The sequence below is a fragment of the Streptomyces sp. NPDC052114 genome, assembly GCF_040680155.1.
GTDB lineage: Bacteria > Actinomycetota > Actinomycetes > Streptomycetales > Streptomycetaceae > Streptomyces.
Genome location: NZ_JBFAWC010000014.1, coordinates 44323 through 62659, shown reverse-complemented (window position 1 = coordinate 62659; position 18337 = coordinate 44323). Strand labels below are relative to the sequence as shown.

Below are 18337 nucleotides of genomic sequence, written 5' to 3'. Positions count from 1 at the left end.
GAGGGGGAAAGGGCAGGGTGCGTTCGGCTCAGGATCCGGTCGGTCGCGCGGTGGGCGCGGCGGCCGGGTACGTGCCGATCATCCGCAACTGGTCGCAGGGCTCGCCCAACTCGACCCACGTGCGCACCAGCCGGAGGTCGGCCGCGTGTCCGCGGCAGTCCAGCCACAGCAGGTGGCCCGCTGTCCCCGCGGGCAGGGTGTGCAGCCCAAGGACTTCGGTGTGCGTGCGCGCGAGACACTCGACGACGTCGGTCAGTGACCGGGTGGACACCGTGACGGCCAGGGTGGTGACGTCGTTCCCGGACGGCTCCGGAAGTACGGAGGCGCGGCGCACCAGGGCGAAGCGTGTGACGGGTACGTGCGATGCGTCGGGGGACGCGAGGACGCTCAGGCGGTAGTGCTCCGCGGCCCGGCGAGTGCACACGGCGGCCTCGTACGGGGCATCGGCCTTGAGCAGCCCGGCGGCCGAGGCGGAGGTGGAGGCGACCGCTGTCGTGGCCGTCCACGGCAGCAGGGAAGCGAGCCACTTCTGGGTCTGGGCCAGCGCGTGGGGGTGACTGGCCACGGTGGCCACGTCGGTCAGCCGGGTACCGGGGGCGGCCGCCAGCACCCAGTCGACCGGGAGGCGCAACTGCCCTGAGACGGCGACCTCGTCGGTGGCCGCGAGGGCGCGGATGCTGTCGTGGACGGGCCCGGAGACGCTGTTCTCCAGAGGCAGCACCGCCTCTTCGACGCACCCGTCCAACAGGCCGCGCATCACGTCGTTCAGTGTGTCCAGGGGCACCAACTCCCGCGCGGCGACAGGGCCGAGCAGCTCGGCTGCCCGGTGCGAGACGGATGCAGCCGGCCCGAGGAAGGCCCGCCGGGCGTGTGAACGGCCGGAGGAGGTCGCGGGGACGGGGTCCCGTCCGCGACAAAGGCGCAGCAGACTCAAGGCGATGTCGCGCCCGGCCGGACCCAGACTTTGGTGGTACCTCCTGACGACGACGTTCTCACGCCGGTTGTCGGTGCGACATCCTCCTTCCGCGATGCGGGCCGACTGCACCAGCGCCGAGAACGACACGCGCTCTTTGAGGATGCGCACGATCTGGCGGTCCAGTTCGTCGAGACGCTTCCGCGCCTGGGTGATATCCCCTTCAGGAGTATTTTCGAGGTGGGACATGGGGTGCTTTCCGCTTGCGGCAGCGAGTCACTTGCAGGGCCCGCACGCTGTGCCGGCAGGCGCCCTATCCGGTCCCCGCCGCGCCACTACCAGTACGCGGGGGACCACTTCGCTCGGCGGTCGTATCCGGCTCGCGGCGGGTGCGCGTCGTTTCGTGCGCGGTGAGCACGTGAATCCGTGGCGCGTCCCTTCCGGCGGAAGGCGGCATACGTCGACACGAGGCCGAGGTCGTCTACTCAGTGAACTCGCGTTCACCGCGCTTCACCAGGCCTGGAGCGGGGCGCAATGGTCAAGTACGAGGCACGACGCGGGGAAAGGCGCGCGGCACTGAACCCTTGAAGGAAACATGCTTCTTGAGCCCTGTTGATCCAACGCGGTGCGTCCGCACGCCCCGCATGGAAGTCTGCGAAGGGGGCAGGACCGTCGGCCGCTGCGACCGCTCCGGCTGCTTCGGTGGATCACCGTCCTCCGCGCGCAGGCGGTTCCTCGGATGCGGTCACTTGTTCTGATCCGTGCCGAGGACGGTGTGGGCGGCCGTCAGGAAGCGTTGCACGGTGTCCCGTTCGGCGGGGCCGAAGGAGTCGAGCACGCCCAACAGCCCGTCGATGACGGGCCCGAAGAACTCCTGGCCCAGGCGGATCGCCTCCGGCTCGACGCGCAGCAGGACCCGGCGCCGGTCGCGGTCGTCGCGGACCCGGGCCACATGCCCGTGCCGCTCCAGCCGGTCGATCACGGCCGTGGTGCCGGCCGAGTTGAGGCCGAGGCGGGCTCCGAGCAGGCCTGCGGTGGCCGCCTCGCCGGACCGGGCCGCGTCGAGGAGACAGATCAACGCCCGTACGTCGGTGTGGTGCATGGCGTTCCGGGCGGCGAACTCGGCCTGGTGCAGGCCGAACTCGACGGTGACGGCGCGCAGCAGGTGAACCAGGCGCAGAGTGTCCGGCTCCTGTGGTCCGCGGCCGCTTCGGCCGGCCCTGCCGCGGTCCTCTTCCTGGTTGTCGTCCACATCGCCTCCGCCTAAGATCTCTCGCTGAGCGAGATTATCGTTGGGCGAGAGAATGGGGTCAACATGTCCGCGACCGTGCCCGATTCCTTCCGGGCCGCCTACGAGGAGGTCCTCGACCAGTGGCCCGGACCGGTCGACCGCGCCGACCTGCCGACGCCCTACGGACGCACCCGGGTCAACAGCTGCGGCCCGACCACGGCGTCGCCACTCGTCCTGCTGCCGGGCGGCGGGGCCACCTCCACGGTGTGGGGCGCCTGCGCCGCGGCCGGGCTCGCCGATCGCTACCGGATGCACGGCGTCGACCTGATGGGGGATCCGGGGTTCAGCGTGCCCGAGCCCGGGCGTCCGCTCCGCTCCGTCGACGACCTCGCGGACTGGCTCGACGCGGTGCTCGACGGGATCGGACCGGCGGGCCCCGACGCCGGTCCGGTGCTGCTCGGCGGGCACTCGTACGGAGCCTGGATCGCCGCCCACTACGCGAGCCGGCGGCCGGAGCGGGTCGCCGGTCTCGTCCTGCTCGACCCGACCCGGGTCTTCACCGGTTTCCGCCCCGGCTACGTCCTGCGCGCGCTGCCGATGCTGGCGCGGCCCACCCCGGCGCGTATCCGTTCCTTCCTCGCCTGGGAGACCGGCGGAGCCGTCCTCGACGCGGCCTGGCTGCGGCTCCAGGAGGAGAGGGCCGACTTCCCGGCCGTCCGCCCGGTCGGCGGGCCGATGCCGGACCCGGCCCCGCTGCGGGAGGTGCCGGTGCGCGTGCTGCTGGCGGGGCGCGCCCGGTGTCACGACCCCGGCCGCGTCGCCCGGACCGCCGCCAAGGTGCTCCCGGGAGCGCGGACCGAGATCCTCCCGGAGGTCTCGCACCACGCGTTCCCGCTGGCCGCGGCCGACGGGATCGCCCGGCGGCTGGACGGCCCGGCCGGGTGAGGTGGGCGCTCGCGAGGCGGGGCCTTGCGTGACAGGGCATCGGGGAGGTCACCCGACCACGTTCACCGCCGAGCGGCCAGCACTGCCGCGAGGCCTTCTCGCAGGTCCCTGACGAAATACTCGGGAACCTCCAGTGAGGGGAAATGCCCTCCGGCCTCCGGCTCGCTCCATCGGACGATCCGCCGGTACCGCTGCTGTGCCCAGGGGCGTGGACACTTCTCGACGTCGCGGGGGTACGCGGTGATCGCCGACGGGACGCCGACCCGCAGTTCGGGGTCCAGCGAGTTGTGGCTTTCGTAGTAGATGCGGGCCGCCGACGCGCCGGTCCGCGTCAGCCAGTACAGGGTGACGTCGTCGAGAATCCTGTCCCGGGACATCGTCTCGAACGGGCTGTCCTCGGTGTCCGACCACTCGGCGAACTTGTCGAGGATCCAGGCAAGCAGCCCGACCGGCGAGTCGACGAGCGAGTAGCCGATGGTCTGCGGTCGGGTCGCCTGCTGCTTCGCGTACGCCGCGCGGGTGCGCCAGAAATCGCGGGTCTCCTCGGCCCACGTGCGCTCGACCTCCGTCAGCCCGTCCGTCGTCGAACCGGGCGGCCCCTCCGCGAACGTCGTGTGGATGCCGAGAACGTGCGCCGGGAACCTGCCGCCGAGAACCGTGGTGATATTGCCTCCCCAATCGCCGCCGTGGGCGGCGAACTCGGGGTAGCCGAGCCGTCCCATCAGCTCCACCCACGCGGCCGCGATCCTTTCGGTGCCCCACCCGGTGGTGGCCGGCTTGTTGCTGTAACCGAAGCCGGGGAGCGACGGGACCACGACGTGGAACGCCGGCGCGTCGGTGTCTTCTGGATCCGCCAACTCGTCCACCACATCGATGAACCGGGCAATGCTGTCCGGCCAGCCGTGCGTCAGGACCAGGGGAGTGGCGTCCGCGCGCGGGGAACGGCGGTGCAGGAAATGGATCCCCAGACCGTCGATGGTGGTGCGGAACTGACCGATCTGGTCGAGGCGCTCCTCGAATGACCGCCAGTCGTACCCGGTGCGCCAGTAGGTGATGACATCGACGAGATCGGCGAGAGGAACGCCCTGTTCCCATCGGTCGGGACCGGGGCCGCCACCGGGTCCGGGGCCGGGCGCGGCGCGATGGACCGTCTCGGGCTCCGGCAGTCGCGCCGCGGCGAGCCGTGCGCGGAGATCGTCGAGGTCCGCGTCGGTCGCGTGGGCTTCAAAGGCTCGCACGTCGCTGGTCGGGCGGGGCATGGCACCTCCTGGCCGTCGTGGCATCGGCCACGATCTGTAGTGAACCGGCTAAGGCGGTTCTAACAGCTCACCGAGTCGTCCCGCAACCGGCTAAGGTGGTTCCATGCGCGCTGGATTCCCTGATTTCCGCCTCGGTACGGTGCTGGCGACGAGCTTCACGGGGACTCTGTCGGAGCGTCATGGCGACGCCGTGGAGCGCATCCCCACGCCGCAGCGACTCGTCGACTGGCTGGCGGTGTACGGCCTCGCCGTGGACTCCTGCACCACCGCCCAGCTCGACCGCGCCCGGGAACTGAGGGAGTCGATTCACGCCGTCGCGACAGCGGCCGCGGTGCAGGACGCCCTCCCCGTGGCCGCTGTCCACGTCATCAATGACTTCAGCGCTCGGGGGCGGGCCGCGGCGGTCCTGACGCCCGAGGGCGAGCGGCAATGGCGGCTCGGCTCGACGTCCTGCGTGGAGGATGCCCTGGGTGTGATCGCCGCCGACGCGATCAGCATCGTCGCTGGCGAGCGAGACGGAAAACTGGCCCTGTGCGCATCACCGACCTGCCGGGCCGCCTTCTTCGACGCCAGTCAGAGTCGCAGCCGTAAGTGGTGCGACATGAACACGTGCGGAAACCGGCAGAAGAAGGCGCGTTTCAACGCCAACCAGCGGAAGAACTTCAACGCCAGCCAGCTTAAGAACTCCAACCCAGCGGAGTGATCGTTCACGTGGGATGAGGGCCTATCGCTCGTCACGCCGACGTGCCAGATGGACGGTGATGTCGGCTTCCATCTCGACCACCGCGGGCAGCACCCGCTTGATCCGGCTGAACACCTCTCCCCGTTCCGAAGGGGGCAGTACGAGATAGGCCGAGATGGTGGAGAGGTGGCCGAGGTAGTCGTCGGCGCTCATCGCGTAGCGCCGTTCGATGACCGACTGCCGCACGTCGGTGAACCACTGAGAGTGTCGGAGTTCCGTACCCGGCCACTGCAGGGCATGCCCCGGGGGTGTTCCGTCAGGGGACGGGATGTCGTCGCTCTCCAGGAACGGTGCCCGCGCCCTGCGAACGTCTTCCTCGACGGCCGGGTCCGCCGGCCGCAGGGGTCCGCCGAACGAGGCGAAGACACCGCCGGGCTCCACCAGCGCGGCCATGCGTGACCACCGACCCTCCGGCTCGGTCCAGTGGAGCGCGGCCGCCGCGTAGACGAGTCCGTACTTCGCGCCCGGCCGCAGGTCCTCGAACGCGGTTCGCTCCGTCCGGACGTCCGTCGGTACATGTTTGCGCAACTCGGCAAGCATGGCCGCGTCGGGATCAGTGGCGGTCACGGCGACCCCCTGCCGGGCGAACAGCCGGGTCGCCTTGCCCGTTCCGGCGCCGATCTCCAGAGCCGTCCGGACCGGGTGACCTGCGTAGGTCATCACCATGTCAAGGAGCTCCGCGGGATATCCCGGCCGATACCGTTCGTACGTTTCTGCCGTTGCTCCGAAACTCAATGCGCGATCAGACATACCAGTCAGCCTGACATCGGCTCCTCTGCCGCCGCTTGCGATTTCCGTCGCCGCGGCTTCGGCCGGGAGTTCTGGCTAGGCGGTGTCGGTCACGCGGGCATCCGTGGCGAGGATGCCGTTGAGGAGGGTGTCGATGCTCCAGCGGCGGCGCTCGGCGGGGGCGCCGGAGACCAGGTTGTCGGCCTGCGCGCGTACGTGAGGCAGCGTGTCGGGTGAGGCGGTGGCCAGTGCCCGGCGCAGCTGGATCCAGTCGCGCTCGGCATGGGAGTCCTCGCGGCGGGCGGAGTGCTCGGCGGCGGAAGCCGTGGAGCGCTGCAGCAGCAGGTCGACGCCCCAGGCCGCCTGGCGGTCGGGTACGCCGCCCTCCGCGAGCAGGGCGAGCAGCGCCTCCAGCAGGGCGAGGTAGTTCTCGCCCGCGGCCCGCGCGGTCAGGGCCGACTGGGCGAGTGCCGGATGGGCGAAGAGGACCAGTTCGTAGCTGGCGAGCACGGAGTCCAGGCGCTCCCGCCAGTCGGCGTCGGCGTCGGCGGTCAGGTCGACGCGCCCCAGGAGGCGGTCCAGGATCGCGGCGTGCAGTTCGGCGGTGTTGGCGACGTACACGTACAGCGAGGCCGGGCCGGTGTCCAGGGCCTGGGCGAGGCGGCGCATGGTGACGCGCCGCAGACCTTCCTGCTCCATCAGCAGGACGGCGGCGTCGATGATGCCCTCGCGGGTCAGGGCGGGTTTGGCGGGCCGCTCGCGGCGGCTCTTCGGAGTCGGCATGTCGAGGATTCTACGGCCAAACACGTTCGGGACGAACTTGTTCGTGGCGAACATGTTCGTTACGTTGGTGGTGGTAGTGGCCGGCCGAGTGCTTCCCGGTCGGCGGCCGTACGCCGGGCCCGCCCCGGGCCGGCCGGCGGAGCGGTCGCGGCAGCCGTCGTCCGCCGCACGTATCGCCCGCACCGCACGCACCCAGGCGACCCCCTCAGTTCGGAGCCCCCGCATGAGCACCAGCCATTTCCCCGTCGCGATCATCGGCGGGGGCCTCGGTGGCCTGACCGCCGCCCGCGTTCTGCACGTCAACGGCATCGAGTCGGCCCTTTTCGAACGGGAGACGTCGGCGGCGGCCCGTACCCAGGGCGGGATGCTCGACATCCATGCCGGGAACGGGCAGAAGGCGCTGCGCGCCGCCGGCCTCCATGACGACTTCCTCAAGATCATTCACGCGGGCGGTCAGACCATGCGCCTGGTGGGGCCCGACGGCACGGTGCACGTGTCCGAGGAGGACGACGGCTCAGGCGACCGCCCGGAGGTCGACCGCGGGGACCTGCGCGACCTGCTCCTGAACTCGCTGCCCGATGGCACGGTCCACTGGGGCCGGAAGGCCACCGTCGCCAGGGCACTGGACGACGGCCGCCACGAGGTGACGTTCGCCGACGGCCCGACCATCACGACCGACATTCTGATCGGCGCCGACGGCGCGTGGTCACGCGTGCGGCCACTGGTCTCGGACGCGAAGCCCCGCTACACCGGCATCTCGTTCGTCGAGACGGACCTGTTCGAGGCCGACACCCGTCACCCGCACGGCGCCGCGCTCATCGGCGGCGGCTTCTTCATCTGTCTCGGTGACGAGCGCGGCTTCCTCGCCCACCGGGAGACCGACGGCAGCCTGCACGTCTACGCCGCGCTCAAGGCCGACGAGGGCTGGCTCGACACCATCGACTTCACCGACCACGCCGCAGCCAAAGCCGCTGTCCTGGCCCACTTCGAGGGCTGGGACGAGGGGCTGCGCGGCCTGGTGGCCGACGCGGAGACCATCACCCCGCGCCGCATTCACGCCCTGCCGGTCGGACACCGCTGGGACCGGGTGCCGGGAGTGACGCTGCTGGGCGACGCCGCCCACGTCATGTCCCCGTTCGCGGGCGAGGGAGCCAACCTGGCCATGTTCGACGGCGCCGAACTCGCCCTGGCCGTCGCCGCCCACCCCGGTGACACCGAAGCGGCCCTGGCCGCCTACGAGAAGGCCCTCTTCCCGCGCAGCGAGGCGTCCGCCGCCGAGTCCGCCACCAGCCTGGACACGATGTTCGGCGCGCGAGGGCTGGAGCGGATGGTCGAGTTCTTCAGGTCCGGCCCGGCGGCCGAGTGACGCCGCGTACGACGGCCGCCCTTCCACCGGCCGACCAGGTCCCACCCCTTCCGCGGGCGGCGTGCGCGGCATTCGTATGCTCCCGGCCATGAGATTCTTCCGGCCACGCGGCCGAAGCGACGCCAGACGGACGACGGGAACCCCTGTCCAGCAGGCCAAAGCCCTTTACGAGGCCGGGCGTTACGGCGAGGCGGAGGCCGAGGCCCGTGCCGTGGCCCGGTCGCGTCCACGCGACGACGAGTACATGGCCGTGGCGCTCAACATCGCCGCGGTCGCCACGGGCGCCCAGGGCCGTCACGCCGATGCCCTCGCCACGTACGACGAAGCGCTGTCGGCCTTCGGCCGGATATTCGGAGCCGGCCACTGGCTGACCCTGAAGCTGCGTTCGGACCGCGCACAGCAGCTGACCGTGCTCGGCCGGCACGCCGAGTGCGAGGCGGAGTGTGCGGCCGTCGCCCGGGCCGCGACCCGCGGTACCGGCCCGGAGATGTCACGCCTGGCGGCGGCCGCCCGCAACGGACTGGCCTTCGCCCTCAACGGCCAGGGCCGCCACCCGGAGGCCGAGGCGATCGCCCGCGAGGCCCTGGCCGCCCATCACGCACCCGACCGCATGTCTCTGGTCCTGCGGCTTGGCCTGGCCCGCAGCCTCAACGGCCAGGCCCGCCACGAAGAGGCCCTGGCCGAGGCGCAGCGCGCCGACGAGCTGTACCGCGGGCTGTCCCAGGACCAGCGCCATCCAGACGCCGGCGCCGTCGAACTGGCCCTGGCCACCGCCTTGTCGGGGCTGCGCCGCGATCCCGAAGCCCGCCTCCGGGCCGTGGCCGCTCACGACGCCTGCCTGACCTCCTTCGGCCCGGACCATCACCGCACCGTCGAGGCCCGAGCACTGCTCGCCCGCATCGACGGCGCGTGACCGCGAGCGCAACGCTTCCGCCACCCCCTCAGCGGTGACGCGTTGCCGGTACGCGGATCCGGCTCTCTGCCGTGCGCCGCCGCCCGGACCGCCCCCATCCGGCCCGGGCGACGACTTCCCCCTCGCCGCATCGTCGTGTGTGAGCTGCCCCAAGGAACTCATCCGCAGGCGACCTCAACGGAGCCGAGGGGTGGCGGACGTGGGCACTCCAGACGGCGGTCGTGGCAACGCTTGCAGCCCGCTCGGTGCTTCGCTCGCGCTCCGTGCCAGTCGCCTGCAACCCCCGGCTGCAAGACTCCCCGTGATCCAGCCGTTCGTCGTGGCCGCCCCCCTCGCGTGTACCTCCTGGTACCTCCCGGGGGCTTCCTTCCCCCAGGCATCGCCGGGCGACAGTCGCCGGTGTGCCGAAGGACCATCCGCAAAGGAGCTTGCCTCATGTCCGCATCATCGGCGGTATCCATGTCCGGCTCGGACCGGACGGCACAGTGGGTCAGGTCCGACCGGGACCGGCTCATCCATCCGAATCTCCCGAGCACCCGCACGGACCGCACCGTCATGGTCGAAGGCCATGGTTGCCACGTACGCGACAGCTCGGGCAGGCGGTATCTGGACGCCGCGGCGGTGCTCGGCATGATGCAGGTGGGGCACGGCCGGAGCGAGATCGTGGAGGCCGCCACCGCCCAGATGGGCACCCTGGAGTGCTTCCACCTCTGGGAGTCCATGAGCAACGACAAGGCGATCGAGCTGGCCGTACGGCTGACCGACCTCGCGCCCGACGGCCTGGACCGCGTGTTCTTCACCAGCGGCGGAGCGGAGGGCAACGAGATCGCCCTGCGCATGGCACGGTACTTCCACTACCGCAGGAACGAGCCCGAGCGGACGTGGATCCTCTCGCGGAAGACGGCCTACCACGGCATCGCCTACGGCGCCGGAAGCGTCTCGGGGCTGCCCGTCTACCACGAGGGCTTCGGCCCCCAACTGCCGCACGTGCACCACCTCACGGCCCCCGACCCCTACCAGACCGCCGCGTACGACGGCGAGGACGTCACCGAGTTCTGCCTGCGCGAACTGCGGGACACCATCGAACGGCTGGGGCCCGACCGGATCGCGGCGATGATCGGCGAGCCCGTGATGAGCGTCGGCGGCGCGGTCGTCCCGCCGCCCGACTACTGGCCCCGGGTCGCCGAACTCCTGCGCTCCCACGGCATCCTGCTGATCCTCGACGAGGTGGTCACGGCGTACGGACGGACCGGCCACTGGTTCGCCGCCGAACACTTCGGAGTGCGGCCGGACCTGCTGGTCACGGCCAAGGGCATCACCTCCGGCTACGTCCCGCACGGCGCGGTGCTCGTCACCGACGAGGTGGCGGACGCGGTCACCGGCGCGGCCGGCTTCCCGATCGGGTTCACGTACACCGGGCATCCCACCGCCTGCGCGGTCGCACTCGCCAACCTGGACCTGATCGAGCGGGAGAAGCTGCTCGACAACGCCACGACGACCGGCAGTTACCTCGCCGACAGGCTGGCACCGCTCCGCGACCTGCCCGTCGTCGGCGACATCCGTCAGATCGGTCTGATGCTGGGCATCGAGCTCGTCGCGGACAAGGCGGAACGGGCCCAACTGCCCACCGGCACGGCCCCGGTGGCGCAGGCGCTGCGGGAGGACGCCGGCATCATCCTGCGCGGCAACCCGCGTTCCCTCCTGATCAACCCGCCCTTGGTGATGGACCGCGCCGCCGCCGACGAACTGTCCGACGGACTGCACGCGGTCCTGTCCCGCGTCGAGCCGGACGGCCGGATCCGCCCCTAGCCCCGGGCCGAACTCCCGGGCCGAACTCCCGAGCCGAACTCCCGGGCCCGGACGCCGTCGCCCCCGCCTCCCCCCGCTTCTCCGCCCACGGACCGAAGGACCACCTCATGCCGCTCATGGATCTCACCCCGGACGAACTCCTCACGACCACCCGCTCCGTACGCAAACGCCTCGACCTGACCCGGCCGGTCCCGCTGGACCTCGTCAAGGAATGCGTCCGCGTCGCCCTCCAGGCACCGACCGGCAGCAACCGGCAGAGCTGGCACTGGATGGTCGTGACGGACCCGGCGCAGCGCGCCGAGATCGGCCGCTACTACCGGCTCGCGGTCAAGGAGTACCTGCGGTCCGAGGGGAGCTGCGGGTCGCTGTTCCCCGAGGACCCGGCGCGCCACGCCGTGCAGCGGCGCGTGGGCGACAGCGTCGCGTACCTGGGCGACCACATGGCCGAGGTACCCGTGCACGTCATCCCCTGCCTCGATGTGAACGAGGCTCCCGAGTACAACGAAGCGGGCAAGTGGGGATCGATCATCCAGGCCGCCTGGAGCTACATGCTCGCCGCCCGGGCGCGCCGGCTCGGGACCGCCTGGACCACCCTGCACCTGATGTACGCGAAGGAGATCGCCGAACTGCTGGGCCTGCCGGACGGCGTCGTCCAGGCGGCACTGATCCCCACGGCCTTCTCCGTCGGCACGCGCTTTGGGCCCGCCCCACGCCAACCGCTCGAGCACGTGCTCCACATCGACTCCTGGTAGACGGAGGAGCAGACGCATGAGGAAGGACGACGGCTCACCTCTGCCGACACGCAGGCTCGGCGAACTGACTGTCTCCGCACAGGGGTTGGGCTGCCTGAGCATGAGCTCCTTCTACGCACGGGCCGACCCCGCCGAAGCCCTGGCCACCGTGCGTCGCGCGATCGACCGGGGCGTCACCCTGCTGGACACGGCGGACGTCCAGGGACTCGGCGAAGGCGAGCGATTCGTCGGCAGGGCCGTCGCGGGCCGACGGGACCGCGTACTGATCTCCACGAAGGTCGGCCTGGAGCGCGACCGGGACGGAGAGTTCCTCGGAGTGCGGGGCGACCGCGCCTACATACGGGACCGCTGCCACGGCTCGCTGCGCCGCCTCGGCGTCGACCACCTCGACCTCTACGTCAAGCACTGGGTGGCTCCGGGGGAGCGGATCGAGGAGGCGATCGGCGCGCTGGCGGAGCTCGTCGCCGAGGGCAAGGTGCGCCATCTGTGCCTGTCCGAGGTCTCCGCCGATACCCTCCGCCGCGCCCACGCCGTGCACCCCATCACAGCAGTCCAGAGCGAATGGTCGCTGTGGACCCGGGGCATCGAGGCCGAAGTGGTGCCCATGTGCCGGGAGTTGGGCATCGGCGTCATCGCGTCCTGTCCGCTGGGGCGCGGTCTGCTGACCGGGCGGATCGCCTCGGCCGCCGACCTCGGTCCTGCGGCGGACTTCCGGCACTCGCTGCCGCGGTTCAGCGGCCCGAACCTCGTACGCAACCAGGCGATCGTGGCGGCGCTGCGGCCCTTGGCCGCGCGGCGCGGTGTGAGCGTCGCCCAGCTCGCCCTGGCCTGGCTGCACCACCAGGGCGACGACGTCGTCCCCATCCCGGGCACCTGCCGCCGCGACCACCTGGCGGAGAACCTCGGCGCGGCCTTCGTCGCGCTGTCCGCCGAGGAGCGGCGAGCCGTCGCGGACGCGGTGCCTCCGGCAGCCGTCCACGGCGAGCGGTACCCGCCCTTCCTGATGCGGCTCGTCGACAACTGAGCCGCCCCGGCACTAGCGGAGGACGAGAGAGCGTGAAATTCCTGCAACTCGACCACGACATCTGCGAAAAGCTCCTGCCCGGCCTGGCGGGCCGCCTGTCCGACATCCCGTTCGATCAGTTGGAGTCCCGGCAGAGCCCCGCCATCGCGCTGTTCAAGGAGCACGGCGGCACCAATCTCCTGATCCCCCGTGACCACGGCGGCATCGGCGCGTCCGCGCTCGAAGCCGTCCGGGTGATCCGCGCGCTGGCGTCGCTCGCGCCGTCCCTCGCGGTGGCCACGGCCATGCACCACTTCTCGGTCGGCATGCTCTTCTCCGTCGGCCCGTACTACGAGAGCGGCACCGGCCCCGAGAGCGGCACCGGCCCCGAGAGCAGCACCGGCCCCGAGAGCGGCACCGGCATCCGTACGTCCGTGCTCGACGTCGTCGCGAAGAACCGGTCACTCATCGCGTCGGGCTACGCGGAGGGACGCTCCGGGCACGGCATCCTCACCCCGATGGTCGAGGCCCGTGAGACAGCCGGGGGCTATCTCGTCAGTGGCTCCAAGAAGCCCTGCAGCCTGTCGCGTTCGATGGACCTCCTCACCGCGAGCGTCGCGCTGCGCGGGGACGACGGCGGTGCCGAGATGGGTCTCCTGGTGCTCCCCGCGGATACCCCGGGCATCTCCGTCCACGACTTCTGGTCGACGTTCCCGCTGGTCGGCGCGGAGAGCCACGAGGTGTGCCTCACCGACGTGTTCGCCGGTACGGAGCACATCCTCCGCGCGCCGGCGAACGCCGCCGAGAAGCTGGACGAGCTGAACGAAGCCGGTGTGATCTGGTTCCAGATGATCGTCGCCGCCTCGTACACGGGGGTGGCCAGCGCGCTGGTCGATCTCGTTCTGCGCAACGAGCGCGGGTCGGCGGACGAACGTGCCCGTCTGTGTCTGCTCATCGATTCGGCGGCGTCCCTCGTGGAGGGGATCGCCCGCCGGATCATGGACGACGATCTCGGCAACGACTGCGCCGCCGCCTCCCTGTTCACCCGCTTCTCCGTGCAGGACATCATCACCAGGGCCGTCGGCCAGGCGGTGGAGATGCTGGGCGGCATGGCCTTCATCACCTCCCCGAAGATCGCCTACCTGGCCTCCGCCGCGCAGGCCGTCGTCTTCCATCCCCCGTCGCGGATGAGCATGAGCGGAGCGGTCGTCGACTACTTCGCGGGGAAGCCGTTGTTCTTCGCCTAGCCACCGACAGCCACTGACAGGACTGCCACTGACGGGACTGCCACCGACAGGACAGCCACCGACAGCACCCAAGAAAGGAGAGCCATGGCGGGAGTCGTCGATTTCTGCACCGTGCTGCCCTCGGCACGGGTCACCGTCCAGCAGATGGCCGAGAAGTCCGGCCTCACGGAGGAAGCCGTCCGCGCGATCACCACCTGCGACAGCATCCCGGTGCTCGCGGCGGGCGAGCAGGAGTGGGAGCTCGCCCTGCGGGCCGCCCGGACGGTGCTGGAGCGGAACAGGATCCCGCCGTCGGCGGTCCGCACGGTGATCTATGCGGGCTCGGGCGAATGGGAGACGCCCCTGTGGTCCCCGGCGGCCAAGGTGGCGCATGAACTCGGGATCGAGCGGGCGTACTGCTTCGAGCTGGCCAACCACTGCAACGCCATGACGGCCGCCGTGCAGTTGGCCTGCGACACGGTCGCGTCGCGCCGTGACGAGTACGCGCTCGTCCTCATCGGCGACCGGGCCAGCACGATGCTGGACTACGGGGAACCCGCGGTCAAGGAGCTGTTCAACAACGGCGACGCGTCCGGTGCGATCCTCCTGTCGGCGTCCGCCCCGCTCGCCGAGGTCCTCGGCTCGCGGATGGTCACCGACCCGAGCTGGTGCGACCACTACACGGGCGTGCGCGAGGGCGACAAAGTGGTCGTCCGCCGCCACGGTCACCGGGACGGCCTCGGCGAGGCCTACATGGAGCACTTCGGCGCGCTCATCGGGGACGTTCTCGCCTCGCTGGGCAAGGACATTACCGACGTCGACCGTCTGCTGGTCACCCACGGCAACCGGCACATCCACGAAGGCCTGCTGCGGAGCCTGGGACTTCCCGCGAGCAAGAGCGTGTTCCTGTACGACCGGCTGGGGCACATGGGCAACGCGGACACCCTGATCGCCATGCGGGAACTGATCACTCGCGACAGCCTCGACCGCGGCGACCTGGTCCTGCACGCCACCAGCGCCCTGGGCTTCAGCTGGGGCGTCATGGCCATGGAGTACCGCGGCCCGGCGGTCTGATCCGGCGCACGGGTGTGGGGGCCGCCGACCAGGGCGGCCCCCACACCCGCGCGCCGGATCAGTGGCGCGGCACGAAGTCCACCACGTCGCCGGCCCGTTCCCCGCCGGACAGCTGGCCGCCCCGGTCGGTGCGGATGTAGACGCGGTACAGCCACCGGTCCTTGCCGTCCCAGCGCGGCGCGAAGGGCGTGCGGGCGTGCGTCGTACGGAAGTTGTCCACGATCAGCAGGTCACCCGGGACCAGGTACACCGCCTCACGTACTTCGTCGAGGGCCTTCGAGAGGACGGCGACGGCCTCGACGTCGGCGGCGTCACGGGGCGCGAGCAACTCGCGGTCGTAGCCGAGGAACGGATCCCGCGGGTCGCCGTAGAGGGGCTTGACGTCGGCGATCGCCCCCGGATCCTCGACGCCCCCGCGGAAGGCGACGTCCACGCGGCAGGGCAGCGGCCTGTCGAAGAGGCGGGCGCGGGTCTCCTCCGGGAGCAGCGGCAGCGCCTTGCGGACCGAAGCGACGAGGGTGGCCGCCCTGCGTTCGTGGTCCGCCCGGGAGCAGGCGAGCAACACGTAGTTCGGCTGGCGCACGTGGTAGGCCATCTCCGTGTGGAACTCCAGCAAGGTCTCGGAGGTCTCGGAGGAGAGGTAGTGCGCGCCGGGCGACGGATAGACGTCGTGGTAGACGCTGGCGGAGCGCAGTTCGCGGTAGCCGGTGTGCAGGCCGAGGCGGCGGCCGACGACGGCGAGCATGGCCTCCTGGTCGAGCAACGGCCGGTCCACGGGCGCGGGTGTGCTGTCGGGCGTGCGGGGCAGGGCGTCGTCGTCCTCCACCGGCAGACCGCGCAACAACAGATAGCCGTCCTGGTCGCCGTCGGCGTCGAAGTCGTCCAGCGCCGCCGCCATGGGCACGGGGAGCGCGTCGGCGGCCGTGCGCGCCGCGTCCAGGAATCCGTGGAGGTCGGAACGGGGGATCCGCGGCAGCCGTCCGGCCAGCGCCAGCAGGTCCGCCGAGTGCGCGGAGCAGTCGAGCACGGTCATGAGGAAGTCCTTTCTCGGGAGAGGGCGCGGGCGTACTGGTACAGCAGCTCCGCGCCGATTTCGGTGGCCAGGACGGAGGTGATGCCGCCGTGGTCGTACAGCGGCGAGACCTCCATGACGTCGAACCCCACGGGCCGCAGATCACCGACGCCACGGAGCAGGGCGAGCACCTCGCGCGAGGTGGGCCCGCCCGGGGCGGGCGTGCCGGTCCCCGGCGCGAACGCCGGGTCCACGACGTCGACGTCCACCGACACGTACACGGGCCCGTCACCGACGCGGGCGCGGACCAGCCGCTGGGCGCTCTCGGTGCCGAGCCGGCAGAACTCGTCGGAGGTGACGATCCGTACGCCGTGGCCGCGGGCGTAGTCGAGTGAGTCGGGCCGCGGATTGTGGCCGCGGATGCCGATCTGCACCATGCGCTCCGGGTCGACGAGCTTCTCTTCGATGGCGTGCCGGAAGGGTGTGCCGTGGTGGTACTCGCCGCCGTAGAAGGCGGGGTTGGTGTCGGAGTGCGCGTCCAGGTGCAGGACGGCGACCGGCCCGTGCCGGGCCGCGACGGCGCGCAGCGCGGCCAGCGTCAGCGAGTGGTCGCCGCCGATCATGAGGAAGGCCGCGTTGTCGGCGAGGAGGCCGCTGAGCCTCTCCTCGGCCGTGGCCATGGCGATGTGCATGTTGAACGGGGTCAGGTCGATGTCCCCCGCGTCGACGCAGTCGATCAGGTCGAACGTGCCGGGCCCCCGGTCGATGCCCACGCCGTGGATGAGCCCGGACTCGTTGCGTACGGCGCGCGGCCCGAAGCGCGCCCCGGGCCGGTAGCTGGTTCCGCCGTCGTAGGGGGCGCCGATGACCACGACGTCCTTGCCGCGCGGTTCGGGGTCGTGCGGCAGGCGCATGAACGTGGGGATCTGCGCGTAGCGCGGCGAGACGGTGGTGTCGATGCGTTCCACGGTGCGGTCCCTCCTTTCCTGTGATGCCTGTGATGCCTGTGATGCGGTGTCGCGGGCGCGGTCATCGCGGGACCGGACGGGCACGGCGCGCCGGGCGGCCGGCGACCTGCTCGACCACCGCGTCGACCGCCACCTCGTCCGGATGCCGTCCGCCGACGACGACCTGGTCGAAGATCTCCTCGACGACCAGGCGTTTGGCCTGGTGCACCTGGCTTTGGGGGACACCGGCGTCGGTCAGGAGCCGGGAGAACGCCGACGTGGTGCCCGACCCTTCGTGCACGCCGAGCTTGGGGCGGACGACGACCTCGTGCGGCAGGACGTCGCCCAGGGCGGCGCGCAGCACCCACTTGTCGCGCCCGTGGCGGCGCTTGAGCCCGGCCTCCAGCGACACCAGGACGTCGAGGACGTCGCGGTCCCAGTAGGGGTGCGTCGACCAGTGGCCGGCCATCGTGGAGAGCGTCGGCGTCATCTCGTTGAGGCCGTCGAAGGTGTCCATGTCGTGGCAGACGGCCGTGTCCAGCTGCGGCAGCCGGTTCTCGCGGTGCATGCCGCCGAGGGGGATGTCGGCCCCGTAACCGGTGAGGATGCGTCGTCCGGCGTCGCCGCCCCCTCCCGTGTCGCCAAGGCGCAGGTACAGCGCGGTCAGCGGCAGCAGGTACTCGACGACGTCGGGGTCCAGGCACTCGGCCGCCCAGACCGCGTGCGGCAGTCCGCGCAGCAGGTCCGCGGTCGGCACGGTGATCTCGCGGTGCACGGAGCCGATGTGCCGGGCGACGACGCGTGCCTGCGGGAACTCGTCTGCTTCGTCGGTGCCCATCGAGACCGTGTCGACCGGCCCGGCCGACCGGCCGGCGGCCAGCGCCGCGACCGCGGAGGAGTCGATGCCGCCCGAGAGCACCACCAGGGGCGTGCCGGTGCCCGTGCGGGCCCGTACCGCACGCTCCAGCGCGCGGCGGACGACGTCGACCGCCTCGTCCTCCGGCAGGATCCGGCGGGCCAGCGGTGGCGTCCACGTGCGGTGGGGGACGCACGTCCCGGTGGACACCTCGATGTCGAGGACCGTGCCCGCCGGGACCTGATGGGTGCCCGGCCGTCGGCGCACCGGCCGCCCCTCGGGGACGGGCCGCCCCCGAGGGGCGGCCCGCAGCGCCTTCGCCTCCGTCGCCACCAGCACCTGGCCAGGGGCGACGGAAACGTACAGAGGCACCGATCCGGCGTGATCCGTGGCGAGTACGGCGCGTCCGCGGTCCGCGAGCAGCGCGGCGAAGCGGCCGTTGAGGAGCCGGAAGGCATGGACGCCGTAGACGTCGAAGAGGGCGACGACGAGCGCGGCGTCGCTTCCCGGCAGCACGCGGCCTGGCAGCAACCCGAGCAGTTCGTTCTGGTTGTACAGCTCTCCGGCGAGGACCAGCGTCCTGCCGCCGTCGCGTGCGTATGCCTCGTCCGGCGCCCCTGAGTGCACGAGGACGGTGCGCAGACTGTGGTCGGCCGTCCGCTCGTGCCACCGGACCAGGGAGCCGCGGGCCGCGAAGACCGGTTCGAGCGGCCGGGCGCCGTCCTTGCGGACCTCCGCCAGGAAACCGATGGCGGCGGGCAGGTTCGCCTCCATGGC

17 protein-coding genes are annotated in these 18337 nt (G+C 71.5%); 9 read left to right on the top strand and 8 right to left on the bottom strand.

Going from position 1 to position 18337, the window contains the following annotated elements; all coding sequences use genetic code 11:
• Nucleotides 1-28 precede the first annotated feature (28 nt).
• Nucleotides 29-1162 carry a chorismate mutase gene (locus AB0L89_RS28500; RefSeq protein ID WP_365146759.1) on the bottom strand — a complete coding sequence of 378 codons (1134 nt, stop codon included), beginning with the start codon at nt 1160-1162 and terminating at the stop codon, nt 29-31.
• A gap of 496 nt (nt 1163-1658) precedes the next feature.
• On the bottom strand, nt 1659-2165 hold the full coding sequence (locus tag AB0L89_RS28495; protein WP_365146756.1) for a MarR family transcriptional regulator: 507 nt from the start codon (nt 2163-2165) through the stop codon (nt 1659-1661).
• A 63-nt stretch (nt 2166-2228) separates the two neighbouring features.
• Between AB0L89_RS28495 and AB0L89_RS28490 the strand changes: the two genes are divergently transcribed.
• Nucleotides 2229-3089 carry an alpha/beta hydrolase gene (locus AB0L89_RS28490; RefSeq protein ID WP_365146753.1) on the top strand — a complete coding sequence of 287 codons (861 nt, stop codon included), beginning with the start codon at nt 2229-2231 and terminating at the stop codon, nt 3087-3089.
• A gap of 62 nt (nt 3090-3151) precedes the next feature.
• Here the strand turns inward: AB0L89_RS28490 and AB0L89_RS28485 are convergent, their stop codons facing one another.
• A complete protein-coding gene (locus tag AB0L89_RS28485) occupies nt 3152-4348 on the bottom strand; it encodes an epoxide hydrolase family protein (protein WP_365146750.1) in 1197 nt (398 codons plus the stop codon).
• Nucleotides 4349-4451: 103 nt separating this feature from the next.
• On the opposite strand from AB0L89_RS28485, the gene AB0L89_RS28480 reads away from it, so the two are divergent.
• A complete protein-coding gene (locus AB0L89_RS28480; protein ID WP_365146748.1) occupies nt 4452-5051 on the top strand; it encodes a CGNR zinc finger domain-containing protein in 600 nt (199 codons plus the stop codon).
• 21 nt (nt 5052-5072) lie between these two features.
• Here the strand turns inward: AB0L89_RS28480 and AB0L89_RS28475 are convergent, their stop codons facing one another.
• Together AB0L89_RS28475 and AB0L89_RS28470 are read right to left on the bottom strand one after the other, a co-directional pair.
• Nucleotides 5073-5840 carry a class I SAM-dependent methyltransferase gene (locus tag AB0L89_RS28475; protein WP_365146745.1) on the bottom strand — a complete coding sequence of 256 codons (768 nt, stop codon included), beginning with the start codon at nt 5838-5840 and terminating at the stop codon, nt 5073-5075.
• Nucleotides 5841-5915: 75 nt separating this feature from the next.
• Nucleotides 5916-6602, bottom strand: a complete 687-nt coding sequence (locus tag AB0L89_RS28470) for a helix-turn-helix domain-containing protein (protein WP_365146742.1) — start codon at nt 6600-6602, stop codon at nt 5916-5918.
• Between the two features lie 223 nt (nt 6603-6825).
• Between AB0L89_RS28470 and AB0L89_RS28465 the strand changes: the two genes are divergently transcribed.
• The 7 genes from AB0L89_RS28465 to AB0L89_RS28435 all read left to right on the top strand — a co-directional run bounded on the left by AB0L89_RS28465 (nt 6826) and on the right by AB0L89_RS28435 (nt 14745).
• Nucleotides 6826-7968 carry an NAD(P)/FAD-dependent oxidoreductase gene (locus AB0L89_RS28465; RefSeq protein WP_365146739.1) on the top strand — a complete coding sequence of 381 codons (1143 nt, stop codon included), beginning with the start codon at nt 6826-6828 and terminating at the stop codon, nt 7966-7968.
• An 88-nt stretch (nt 7969-8056) separates the two neighbouring features.
• Complete coding sequence (locus AB0L89_RS28460; protein ID WP_365146736.1) at nt 8057-8881, top strand: tetratricopeptide repeat protein; 825 nt, start codon at nt 8057-8059, stop codon at nt 8879-8881.
• A 435-nt stretch (nt 8882-9316) separates the two neighbouring features.
• Nucleotides 9317-10690: an aspartate aminotransferase family protein gene (locus AB0L89_RS28455; RefSeq protein WP_365146733.1), complete on the top strand. Its 1374-nt coding sequence runs from the start codon at nt 9317-9319 to the stop codon at nt 10688-10690.
• Between the two features lie 107 nt (nt 10691-10797).
• Nucleotides 10798-11442 carry a nitroreductase family protein gene (locus tag AB0L89_RS28450; RefSeq protein WP_365146730.1) on the top strand — a complete coding sequence of 215 codons (645 nt, stop codon included), beginning with the start codon at nt 10798-10800 and terminating at the stop codon, nt 11440-11442.
• A gap of 16 nt (nt 11443-11458) precedes the next feature.
• On the top strand, nt 11459-12466 hold the full coding sequence (locus tag AB0L89_RS28445) for an aldo/keto reductase (protein WP_365146727.1): 1008 nt from the start codon (nt 11459-11461) through the stop codon (nt 12464-12466).
• Between the two features lie 32 nt (nt 12467-12498).
• Nucleotides 12499-13692 carry an acyl-CoA dehydrogenase family protein gene (locus AB0L89_RS28440; RefSeq protein WP_365146724.1) on the top strand — a complete coding sequence of 398 codons (1194 nt, stop codon included), beginning with the start codon at nt 12499-12501 and terminating at the stop codon, nt 13690-13692.
• 84 nt (nt 13693-13776) lie between these two features.
• Nucleotides 13777-14745 (top strand): 3-oxoacyl-[acyl-carrier-protein] synthase III C-terminal domain-containing protein, encoded by a 969-nt coding sequence (locus AB0L89_RS28435; RefSeq protein WP_365146721.1) that lies wholly within the window; start codon nt 13777-13779, stop codon nt 14743-14745.
• A 58-nt stretch (nt 14746-14803) separates the two neighbouring features.
• Here the strand turns inward: AB0L89_RS28435 and cs1 are convergent, their stop codons facing one another.
• The 3 genes from cs1 to AB0L89_RS28420 all read right to left on the bottom strand — a co-directional run bounded on the left by cs1 (nt 14804) and on the right by AB0L89_RS28420 (nt 18334).
• The gene (gene cs1 / locus AB0L89_RS28430) at nt 14804-15778 is read right to left on the bottom strand and encodes a clavaminate synthase Cs1 (RefSeq protein WP_365146718.1); all 975 of its coding nucleotides are present in this window, start codon (nt 15776-15778) and stop codon (nt 14804-14806) included.
• On the bottom strand, nt 15775-16725 hold the full coding sequence (gene speB / locus AB0L89_RS28425) for an agmatinase (RefSeq protein ID WP_365146714.1): 951 nt from the start codon (nt 16723-16725) through the stop codon (nt 15775-15777). Before speB ends, cs1 begins: the two co-directional genes overlap by 4 nt.
• Before the next feature lie 61 nt (nt 16726-16786).
• Complete coding sequence (locus tag AB0L89_RS28420; RefSeq protein WP_365146711.1) at nt 16787-18334, bottom strand: asparagine synthase-related protein; 1548 nt, start codon at nt 18332-18334, stop codon at nt 16787-16789.
• Nucleotides 18335-18337: the final 3 nt, after the last annotated feature.

What these genes read in the sequence shown, in the direction of transcription:
- AB0L89_RS28500 (WP_365146759.1), bottom strand. Translation starts at nt 1,162, where the DNA reads ATGTCCCACCTCGAAAATACTCCTGAAGGGGATATCACCCAGGCGCGG.
- AB0L89_RS28490 (WP_365146753.1), top strand. Translation starts at nt 2,229, where the DNA reads ATGTCCGCGACCGTGCCCGATTCCTTCCGGGCCGCCTACGAGGAGGTC.
- AB0L89_RS28485 (WP_365146750.1), bottom strand. Translation starts at nt 4,348, where the DNA reads ATGCCCCGCCCGACCAGCGACGTGCGAGCCTTTGAAGCCCACGCGACC.
- AB0L89_RS28480 (WP_365146748.1), top strand. Translation starts at nt 4,452, where the DNA reads ATGCGCGCTGGATTCCCTGATTTCCGCCTCGGTACGGTGCTGGCGACG.
- AB0L89_RS28475 (WP_365146745.1), bottom strand. Translation starts at nt 5,840, where the DNA reads ATGTCTGATCGCGCATTGAGTTTCGGAGCAACGGCAGAAACGTACGAA.
- AB0L89_RS28470 (WP_365146742.1), bottom strand. Translation starts at nt 6,602, where the DNA reads ATGCCGACTCCGAAGAGCCGCCGCGAGCGGCCCGCCAAACCCGCCCTG.
- AB0L89_RS28465 (WP_365146739.1), top strand. Translation starts at nt 6,826, where the DNA reads ATGAGCACCAGCCATTTCCCCGTCGCGATCATCGGCGGGGGCCTCGGT.
- AB0L89_RS28460 (WP_365146736.1), top strand. Translation starts at nt 8,057, where the DNA reads ATGAGATTCTTCCGGCCACGCGGCCGAAGCGACGCCAGACGGACGACG.
- AB0L89_RS28455 (WP_365146733.1), top strand. Translation starts at nt 9,317, where the DNA reads ATGTCCGCATCATCGGCGGTATCCATGTCCGGCTCGGACCGGACGGCA.
- AB0L89_RS28450 (WP_365146730.1), top strand. Translation starts at nt 10,798, where the DNA reads ATGCCGCTCATGGATCTCACCCCGGACGAACTCCTCACGACCACCCGC.
- AB0L89_RS28445 (WP_365146727.1), top strand. Translation starts at nt 11,459, where the DNA reads ATGAGGAAGGACGACGGCTCACCTCTGCCGACACGCAGGCTCGGCGAA.
- AB0L89_RS28435 (WP_365146721.1), top strand. Translation starts at nt 13,777, where the DNA reads ATGGCGGGAGTCGTCGATTTCTGCACCGTGCTGCCCTCGGCACGGGTC.
- cs1 (WP_365146718.1), bottom strand. Translation starts at nt 15,778, where the DNA reads ATGACCGTGCTCGACTGCTCCGCGCACTCGGCGGACCTGCTGGCGCTG.
- AB0L89_RS28420 (WP_365146711.1), bottom strand. Translation starts at nt 18,334, where the DNA reads ATGGAGGCGAACCTGCCCGCCGCCATCGGTTTCCTGGCGGAGGTCCGC.